This is a genomic window from Mycobacterium sp. NGS57, assembly GCF_059812405.1.
The window spans coordinates 44,899-52,890 of record NZ_JCALCP010000020.1 but is presented as its reverse complement, the minus strand read 5'-3'; the positions used below and the strand labels follow the sequence as shown (position 1 = coordinate 52,890).

9 protein-coding genes are annotated in these 7,992 nt (G+C 71.7%); 3 read left to right on the top strand and 6 right to left on the bottom strand.

The features are described 5' to 3' along the window. Positions 1 to 33: 33 nt before the first annotated feature. Genes nadC through nadA form a run of 3 tightly spaced genes read right to left on the bottom strand, consistent with a single transcriptional unit; the run spans position 34 to position 3,511 of the window. On the bottom strand, positions 34 to 885 hold the full coding sequence (nadC, locus tag AC5Y43_RS24515; protein WP_499977078.1) for a carboxylating nicotinate-nucleotide diphosphorylase: 852 nt from the start codon (positions 883 to 885) through the stop codon (positions 34 to 36). 2 nt (positions 886 to 887) lie between these two features. Continuing rightward, on the bottom strand, positions 888 to 2,465 hold the full coding sequence (locus AC5Y43_RS24510) for an L-aspartate oxidase (protein WP_499977076.1): 1,578 nt from the start codon (positions 2,463 to 2,465) through the stop codon (positions 888 to 890). Next, positions 2,462 to 3,511: a quinolinate synthase NadA gene (gene nadA, locus AC5Y43_RS24505; RefSeq protein ID WP_499977074.1), complete on the bottom strand. Its 1,050-nt coding sequence runs from the start codon at positions 3,509 to 3,511 to the stop codon at positions 2,462 to 2,464. The genes AC5Y43_RS24510 and nadA overlap by 4 nt, the downstream gene beginning before the upstream one ends. 48 nt (positions 3,512 to 3,559) lie before the next feature. On the opposite strand from nadA, the gene AC5Y43_RS24500 reads away from it, so the two are divergent. Together AC5Y43_RS24500 and AC5Y43_RS24495 are read left to right on the top strand one after the other, a co-directional pair. After that, positions 3,560 to 4,270: an NUDIX hydrolase gene (locus AC5Y43_RS24500; protein WP_499977072.1), complete on the top strand. Its 711-nt coding sequence runs from the start codon at positions 3,560 to 3,562 to the stop codon at positions 4,268 to 4,270. 92 nt (positions 4,271 to 4,362) lie between these two features. Beyond that, positions 4,363 to 5,703, top strand: coding sequence for a lipase family protein (locus AC5Y43_RS24495; protein WP_499977070.1), 1,341 nt, complete (start codon positions 4,363 to 4,365; stop codon positions 5,701 to 5,703). On the opposite strand, the gene AC5Y43_RS24490 is transcribed toward AC5Y43_RS24495, so the two are convergent. The 3 genes from AC5Y43_RS24490 to bioB are packed head-to-tail and all read right to left on the bottom strand — an operon-like array spanning position 5,669 to position 7,588. Then, positions 5,669 to 6,307: a DUF2567 domain-containing protein gene (locus AC5Y43_RS24490; RefSeq protein ID WP_499977068.1), complete on the bottom strand. Its 639-nt coding sequence runs from the start codon at positions 6,305 to 6,307 to the stop codon at positions 5,669 to 5,671. The two genes, AC5Y43_RS24495 and AC5Y43_RS24490, sit on opposite strands and share 35 nt — an antisense overlap. Then, positions 6,304 to 6,540 (bottom strand): biotin synthase auxiliary protein BsaP, encoded by a 237-nt coding sequence (bsaP, locus tag AC5Y43_RS24485; RefSeq protein WP_499977066.1) that lies wholly within the window; start codon positions 6,538 to 6,540, stop codon positions 6,304 to 6,306. Before bsaP ends, AC5Y43_RS24490 begins: the two co-directional genes overlap by 4 nt. 7 nt (positions 6,541 to 6,547) lie before the next feature. Next, positions 6,548 to 7,588: a biotin synthase BioB gene (gene bioB / locus AC5Y43_RS24480; protein ID WP_499977064.1), complete on the bottom strand. Its 1,041-nt coding sequence runs from the start codon at positions 7,586 to 7,588 to the stop codon at positions 6,548 to 6,550. A 150-nt stretch (positions 7,589 to 7,738) separates the two neighbouring features. On the opposite strand from bioB, the gene AC5Y43_RS24475 reads away from it, so the two are divergent. Continuing rightward, entirely contained in the window at positions 7,739 to 7,921 is a 183-nt protein-coding gene (locus AC5Y43_RS24475) for a hypothetical protein (RefSeq protein ID WP_499977061.1), read from the top strand. The last annotated feature ends 71 nt before the right edge of the window (positions 7,922 to 7,992 follow it).

Genomic DNA, 7,992 nt, shown 5'->3' with positions numbered 1-7,992 from the left:
AGCGGCGTCGGTACCTGCACTCTCGCGGGAGAATTACATGTCCAGGCCGACGTCGAGCACGCACACGGAGTGCGTCAGCGCGCCGACGGCCAGGTAGTCCACCCCGGTGGCGGCGTAGGTCGCGGCGTTGTCCAGGCTGAGCCCGCCGGACGACTCGAGCAGCACGGCCGGGGCGCGGGCGTCGCGGCGCTGCACGGCCGTCTGCGTCTGCCACACCGGGAAGTTGTCCAGCAGGACCAGCTCGGGCTTTTCGGGCAGCACCTCGTCGAGCTGCTCGAGCGAGTCCACCTCCACCTCGCACGGCAGGCCCGGCGCGGCCTCGCGCACGGCCCGCAGCGCCTCGACCACCGATCCCGCGGCCGCGACGTGGTTGTCCTTGATCAGCGCGGCGTCGCCCAGCCCCAGCCGGTGGTTGACGCCGCCGCCGACGCGCACCGCGTATTTCTGCAGGGCGCGCAGGCCGGGCAGGGTCTTGCGGGTGTCACGGACCTTGGCCTTGCTGCCACGCACCGCGTCGACCCAGGCCGCGGTCGTGGTGGCGATCCCCGACAGGTGGCAGATCAGGTTCAGCGCGGTCCGCTCCGCGGTCAACAGGCCCCGGGTGTCGGCCCGCACCGTCAGCGCCGGTTCGCCCGGGCACAGGCGGACGCCGTCGTCGACGCGGTGGACCACGTCGTAGCCGCCGGCCAGGACCGCGTCGAGGACCAGCAGCGCGACGTCCACGCCGGCGATGACGCCCGGCTCGCGGGGCACCATCGACGCCGTGACCACCGCGCCGGCGGGGACGGTGGCCAGCGTGGTGACGTCGGGCCCGTAGCGCAGGTCCTCGTCCAGGGCGCGCCGGATGGCGTCTCGAGCGGCGTCGAGTTCGCAGTCGGACAGCATCGTCAGACCACCGCCGCCAGCGTCTCCACCAGCACGGAGTCGTGGTCGTCGGCCAGCCGCAGCACGCTGCTGCGGGCCTGCTCCGGCACGGTGCCGGCGTACTCCGCGCGATGGTGGCAGCCGCGGCTTTCGGTGCGCGCCAGGGCCGCCGCCGTCACCGCCCGCGCGGCCAGCGTCAGCGCGACGTCCTCGAAATCGCGGCGGCCGGCCACGTCGCGGACCGGCGCCCCGGACAGCTTGGCGGACAACCGATTCAGGCCGGCGGCGTCGCGCACCACCGAGGCGTCGAGGCTCATCGCGCGCTGCAGCTCGGCGCGCTGCGGGGCGGTGTGGGCGATGGGCTCGGGCGCGACGGCGCGCGTGCGCCCGGCCGCGAGAGCGTGCGCGGCCGCCGCCCTTCCGGCGCGGCCACCGACCACCAGGCCTTCCAGTAAGCTGTTGGACGCCAAGCGGTTCGCGCCGTGCATCCCGGTGCGGGCCACCTCACCCGCGGCGAACAGGCCCGGCAGCCCGGTCTGGCCGTCCACGTCGGTGACGACTCCGCCGCAGCTGTAGTGCGCGCCGGGCACGACCGGGATGGGCTGGCGGACGGGGTCGACCCCGGCGGCCCGGCACGCGGCGGTGACGGTGGGGAACCGGGCCTCGAAGCCGGCGATGCCGCGCGCATCGAGGAAGACGCACGGGTCGCCGGTTTCCTTCAGGCGCGCGTCGATGGCGCCCGCGACGACATCGCGCGGGGCCAAATCGCCCATCGGGTGCACTCCGGCCGTGACCGAATTGCCCTGGCTGTCACGCAGTATCGCGCCCTCGCCGCGGATGGCCTCGGTGATCAGCGGGCGCCGGCCGCCGGCGGAGGCGGAAAACAGCATGGTCGGGTGGAACTGGATGAACTCGAGGTCGCTGACCGCCACCCCGGCCCACAGCGCCAGCGCGATTCCGTCGCCGGTGGAGCCGTCGGGGTTGGTGGTCGCACCGTAGAGGTGCCCGAGCCCGCCGGAGGCCAGGATCACCGACGGCGCGCTGAGGATCCCGTACCCGTCCGGGGTGCCGACCCACACCCCGGTCACGGCGTCTTCGTCGTGCAGCACCCGCAGCGCCACGTGGCTGGTGCGGATGTCCAGCGTGGCGGCGGCGTGGTCGAGCGCGCGCTGCACCTCGGCGCCGGTGGCGTCGCCGCCGGCGTGCACGATGCGGCGCCGCGAGTGGCCGCCCTCGCGGGTCACGTCCCAGCGCCCGGGGGCGGCCTCGTCGAATCGCGCACCGCGGCCGACCAATTCGGACACCGCGCGGTAACCGTCGGCGACGATCGAGTAGACCGCCTGGGGGTCGCACAGGCCCGCGCCGGCGACCACGGTGTCGGCGACGTGGGCGTCCACCGAGTCGTCATTGTCGGGCAGGACGACCGCGATGCCGCCCTGCGCGTAGTGCGTGGCGGTCACCCCCCGCGCCCGGTCCGCCTTGGACAGCACGACGACGCGACGCCCGGCGCGGTGGGCGGCCAGCGCGGCGGCCAAACCGGCGACGCCCGTTCCGATGACGACGACGTCGGCGGTGTGGGACCAATTGGGGCGGGCGGTCATTCGCCGCCGCCCGGCTGCCCGATCTGGATCATCCGCTGCACGCTGCGCCGGCCCGCCGCCGCGATGTCCGGGTCGACGTGGACTTCGTCGGCGCCCTCGATGAGGCAGCGCAACAGGGCCGCCGGGTTGATCATCTTCATGAACTTGCACGAGGCGCGGTCGTTGACGGCGCGGAAGTCGACCTCCGGTGCCGCCCTGCGCAACTGGTAGAGCATGCCGACCTCGGTGGCGACCAGCACCTTGCGGGCCTGGGTCTCACGGGCGGCGTCGAGCATGCCGCCGGTGGACAGGATGCGCACCCGCTCGGCCGGGACGGCTCCCTCGCCGGCCAGGTACAAAGCCGAAGTGGCGCAACCGCATTCGGGGTGGACGAACAGCTCGGCGTCGGGGTTCGCCCGCGCCTGCTCGGAGAGCTCGTCTCCGTTGATGCCGGCGTGCACGTGACATTCGCCGGCCCACACGTGCAGGTTTTCGCGCCCGGTCACCCGGCGCACGTGGTTGCCGAGGAACTGGTCCGGGCAGAACAGCACCTCGCGGTCGGGGTCGATGGACTCGACGACCTCGACCGCGTTGGACGAGGTGCAGCAGATGTCGGTAAGCGCCTTCACCGCGGCCGAGGTGTTCACGTAGGAGACGACGACGGCGCCGGGGTGCTCGTCCTTCCAGGCGCGCAGGTCCTCGGCGGTGATCGAGTCGGCCAGCGAGCAGCCCGCCCGCTGGTCCGGGATGAGCACGGTCTTGTCCGGGCTGAGCATCTTGGCGGTCTCGGCCATGAAGTGCACGCCGCAGAACACGATGGTGTCCTCGGGCGCGTCGGCGGCGATGCGCGACAGCGCCAGCGAGTCGCCGACGTGGTCGGCGACGTCCTGGATGGCGGGCAGTTGGTAGTTGTGCGCGAGCAGGGTGGCGCCGCGCAGCTTGGCCAGCCGCCGGACCTCCGCCGCCCACTGCTCGTCCCCGTCCAGCCCGGCATACCCGGTGGGGGTGTTCGTGATCCGGCCGGCCAGGTCCTCCGCGAGCGTGTCCATGCGATTGGAAACCGTCACGGAGAGCCCCTTTCGCGTCCAGCAGGTTTTCGACTTACAATCGAAAACATGCTCAATCCTAGCACCGCGCACGAGGTGCTGGCGGTCGTGTTCCAGGTTCGTCAGGTGACGCCCGCCACACCGGCGGCGAAACCGCAGCTGAACGTCCTGCTGTGGCAGCGCGCCAAGGACCCGCAGCAAGGCGCCTGGTCATTGCCGGGCGGGCGGTTGCGCAACGACGAGGACATGACCACGTCCGTGCGCCGCCAGCTGGCCGAGAAGGTCGACCTGAAGGAGCTGGCCCACCTCGAGCAGCTGGCCGTGTTCTCCGACCCGCAGCGGGTGCCGGGCCAGCGGGTGATCGCCTCGACGTTCCTGGGTCTGGTGCCATCCCCCGCCACGCCCGAGCTGCCACCGGACACCCGCTGGCACCCGGTGGACGCGCTGCCGCCGATGGCCTTCGACCACGGCCCGATGGTGGCCCACGCCCAGACCAGGCTGGTCGCCAAGATGTCCTACACCAACATCGGGTTCGCCTTGGCGCCAAAGGAATTCGCGTTGTCGACGCTGCGCGACATCTACGGCGCCGCGCTGGGCTACCAGGTCGACGCGACGAACCTGCAACGGGTGCTGGTCCGCCGCGGGGTCATCAGCCAGACCGGCACCATCGCCCAGTCCGGGCGCAGCGGCGGGCGGCCGGCGGCGCTGTATCACTTCACCGACTCGCGGCTGCGGGTCACCGACGAATTCGCCGCATTCCGCCCGCCCGGCCAGGTCTGAGCCCGAGAGAACTCGCTCACAATGCGGCGATTGCGTTTTGGCTACCACCCGTTCATGCGCGAGAATGCCAGATGGCCAAGAAGGGATCCTGAATGGTTGAGCTCGGCAATCTCGCGGGGGCACGTGGCGCGCAATGGATCGCACGCCCTCCCCACGAAAATCTGCAGCGCAAGGTGCGTCCGCTGCTGCCCTGCGACGACCCGTTCTACCAACCGCCGCCGGGCTACCAGCACGCCGAACCCGGCACGGTGCTGCGCTCGCGCGAGGTGGAACTGGCGTTTCTGGGCCTGATCCCGCAGACCGTCACCGCCGTGCAACTGCTGTACCGGACGATGGACATGAACGGTGCGCCGGAGGCGACGGTGACCACCGTGATCGCCCCGGCCGGGCGCGCGACCGGGCAGGACTGCCCGGTGCTGTCGTATCAGTGCGCGATCGACGCCATGACGTCGCGCTGCTTCCCCTCGTACGCGCTGCGGCGCCGGGCGAAGGCGCTGGGATCGCTGAGCCAGCTGGAGCTCCTGCTGATCAGCGCCGCCGTCGCCGAGGGCTGGGCCGTCTCGGTGCCCGACCACGAGGGCATCCACGGCTCGTGGGGCGCGCCCTATGAGCCCGGCTACCGCGTCCTGGACGGGATCCGGGCCGCGCTGAACTGCGAACGTCTCGGCCTGTCGCGCTCGGCGCCGATCGGGCTGTGGGGCTACTCCGGCGGCGGCCTGGCCAGCGCGTGGGCCGCCGAGATCTGCGCGGACTACGCGCCCGACCTGGACATCGTCGGGGCGGTGCTGGGATCGCCGGTCGGCGACCTGGGCCACACCTTCCGCCGGCTCAACGGCAGCTTCCTGGCCGGTCTGCCCGCGCTGGTGGTGGCCGCGCTCTCGCACATCTACCCCGACCTGGACCGGGTGGTCCGGGAGCACACCAACGCCGAGGGACGCGCCCTGCTCGACGCGCTGGAGGACATGACGACGGTCGAGGCGGTCGTGCGGATGGCCGGCAAGAACATGGGCGACTACCTCGACGAGCCGCTCGAGGACATCCTGTCCACGCCCGAGGTGACCCACGTCTTCGACGCGATCAAACTGGGCGCGGCGGTGCCGACGCCGCCGGTGCTGATCGTGCAGGCCGTGCACGACTACCTCATCGACGTGCACGACATCGACGCGCTGGCCGACGCCTATTCAGCCGGTGGCGCCCGCGTCACCTACCACCGGGACCGATTCAACGAGCACCTGTGCCTGCATCCGCTGTCCGCCCCGATGACGCTGCGCTGGCTCACCGACCGGTTCGCCGGCCGGCCCCTGACCGAGCACCTGGTGCGGACCACGTGGCCGACGATGTTCAACCCGATGACCTACGTCGGCATGGCCCGGCTGGGCAAGATCGCGGCCAAGGTCGTCACCGGCCGGAAGATTCCGCGTCGTCCGCTGTAGGGACGCTCACGGCCGGCTCCGGCGGATGCGCCGGACGGCTGACCGGCAGGCCACCGAGGTCGTCGCGCGCGTCGGCTGCCGCGATCAGCGCGTATACCAGCGCGGCGATGCCGGCGGGCCAGACGAGGGTCAGCGCCACCTGCAGCGCGTCCTGGGCAAAGAACACCGGCGGCGCCTGGACGACGTAGGCCACCGCGGGCTTGCCCGAGACCTGCACGGCGTCGAAGTTCATCGCGCCGTAGGCGATTCGGACCAGCACCGCGCCCGTCGCCGCCGCGGCGGCCGCGGCGGCGGCCATGCCGACCGACAGCCCCACGACCATGGCCGGCCCGCGGTGCTCGCGCCACTGCCACACCAGGACCGTGCCCACCACCGCCAGCGCCATCAGCAGGCCCAGCAACAGGCAGGGCGCGTCGAAGAAGTGCTGAGATTCGTTGCCGAGGTAGTCGTGGACGCGCTCGCCCGCGCGCGTGATCGCCACCACCGCGTGGATCGGCGGGGCGATCCACGCCCACAGCCCGCCCAGCAGCACGCCGGTCGCCGCCGTTCCCAGCGCGACGACCAGGACCGCGCGCGTCCGCGCGCGGCGGGACACGCCGGTCACCGCTGGGGCTCCAGGTCGGCCGAGTCCACCTCGCCGTGCCGCGAGCACCGCGCCCGCCACCCGTCGGGGCGCACCTGCACCACCATCCGGCGGCCGCATTCCGCGCAGAAGCGGGGCGGCTCGAGGCCCAGCTGGGCCGCCGTCGGCATCGCGGTGCCCCCCAATTCCCCGGTGTAGACGTTGTAGACGCCGGCTTTGATCACAGCGCCCGGAGCGCCTCCCTGCTCGGCCACGGGTCTCTTACAAGCTGGCGTTCAGCGCCTTGAGCGGCATCTGCAGGTCCTCGAGCAGTTCCAGGTCCGCCTCGGCGGGCCGGCCGAGTGTGGTCAGGTAGTTCCCGACGATCACCGCGTTGATGCCGCCCAGGATGCCCTGCTTGGCGCCCAGGTCGCCCAGTGTGATCTCGCGGCCCCCGGCGAACCGCAGCATGACGCGCGGCAGCGCCAGCCGGAAGGCGCCGACCGACTTCAGCGCCTCGCTGACGGGCAGCACCTCCCGGTCGCCGAACGGGGTGCCGGGCCGCGGGTTGAGGAAGTTCAGCGGCACCTCGTCGGGGCCGAGCTCGGCCAGCTCGGCGGCGAATTCGGCGCGCTGCTCGAGGGTTTCGCCCATCCCGAGGATGCCGCCGCAGCACACTTCCATGCCCGCATCGCGCACCATCGACAGCGTCTCCCAGCGCTCCTCCCAGGTGTGGGTGGTGACGACGTTGGTGAAGTAGGAGCGGGCGGTCTCGAGGTTGTGGTTGTAGCGGTGCACGCCCATCGCCGAGAGCTGCTCGACCTGCTCGGCGCTCAGCATGCCAAGCGAGCAGGCGATGTTGATGTCCACCTCGTCGCGGATCGCCTCGATACCTGCCGCGACCTGGGCCATCAACCGCTCGTCGGGCCCGCGCACCGCGGCCACGATGCAGAACTCGGTGGCACCGGACTTGGCGGTCTGCTTGGCCGCCTCGACCAGGCTGGGGATGTCGAGCCGGGCGCTGCGCACCGGCGAGTCGAACAGCGCCGATTGGGCGCAGAAATGGCAGTCCTCCGCGCAGCCGCCGGTTTTGAGGCTGATGATGCCCTCGACCTCGACCTCCGGGCCGCACCAGCGCATCCGCACCTCGTGGGCCAGCGCCAGCAGCTCGTCGAGGCGGTCGTCGGGCAACTGCAGCACCCGCAGCACCTGGTCTTTGGTCAACCCCTCCCCGCGCTCCAGCACCTGGTGGCGGGCCACCGCGAGGATGTCGTTGTTCGTGTCGTCGGCGTCGGTCGTCGGCCGGGTTGCCGCTTGAGTCACCAGGTACTCCCCTGCATGTTTTTGCGCATTGGTGCGGGCGCACCCGCACCTGCCACGTGGTCATGGCAGCCTGAACAAATCGGTGTTCAAAGAAGGGTAACGGCCGCCGAAAAAGGGGACGAATGGGGACCGCCGGGGTATGCCACCACAATGATCGATTCGCACGTCGAATACCTGGGCCATCACATGCTCCTGCTGGCGATCCCGGCGTTCCTGCCGGCGGTCCTCGTCGTCGCCGTGATCCTCTACGTCGCGCTGAAAGACCGGCGCAACCGCGGCAAACGCGATGAGGCCGGCCAGCGCGGTGACGCCGCCGGGCAAAACCGTGATTGACGAAACGGCGATCGGGGCATCCCGGTTCCTGCGAGTTCGATCACATCTCGCGCGTCCGCGTGTCTTGGGAG